This is a genomic window from Bacillus sp. LR--39 (assembly GCF_053613335.1).
Genome location: NZ_JBSIOT010001150.1, coordinates 1 through 617 on the forward strand (window position 1 = coordinate 1; position 617 = coordinate 617).

The following is a 617-nucleotide window of genomic DNA, read 5'->3' on the forward strand; positions in this document are numbered from 1 at the left end:
GGCTATGCGGTTGCCAAAGTCATTACGACACATTTATTTGACTGGTTTAAAATGCGGTCACATTTATACGATGAAGAAAAAAATGAAAATACGCCGGGGCATAAAGTGTGATTTTCGTTTATAGTTATATAAGACGGGCTTTCCATTTATGGGAAGCTCCCGTTATGTAAAAAAATAAATGTCTAATGGGGAGAATCAAAATCATGACTCTCTGGGAATTGTTTGTAGCCGCCATTTTAGGAATCGTAGAAGGATTAACAGAGTACGCGCCGGTTTCTTCGACAGGACATATGATTATAGTAGACGACATCTGGCTTAAATCAAGTAATCTGATGTCAGAAGAAGCTGCTAACTCATTCAAGGTGGTTATTCAGCTAGGCTCCATTTTAGCAGTAGCTATCGTGTTTAAAGACCGAATTTTAAATTTACTGGGCTTGAAAAAAAATATTACAAGCGACCAGGAGCAGGGACATAAATTAAGCATTGCCCAAATTGCCGTCGGACTCGTGCCTGCAGCTGTTCTCGGCTTTTTGTTTGAAGATTACATTGATGAATATTTATTTTCCGTTAAAACTGTGGCCATCGGTTTAATTGCCGGGGCAATCCTCATGCTTTTT

The 617-nt window shown here is 39.2% G+C and carries 2 protein-coding genes; both read left to right on the forward strand.

What is annotated here, in order from left to right:
• Positions 1–111 (forward strand): hypothetical protein (locus tag ACWHAR_RS29065; RefSeq protein ID WP_452088695.1); only part of this gene is annotated, 111 nt, incomplete at its 5' end.
• A gap of 92 nt (positions 112–203) precedes the next feature.
• The coding region (locus ACWHAR_RS29070; RefSeq protein WP_452088694.1) for an undecaprenyl-diphosphate phosphatase at positions 204–617 on the forward strand (414 nt) is incomplete at its 3' end.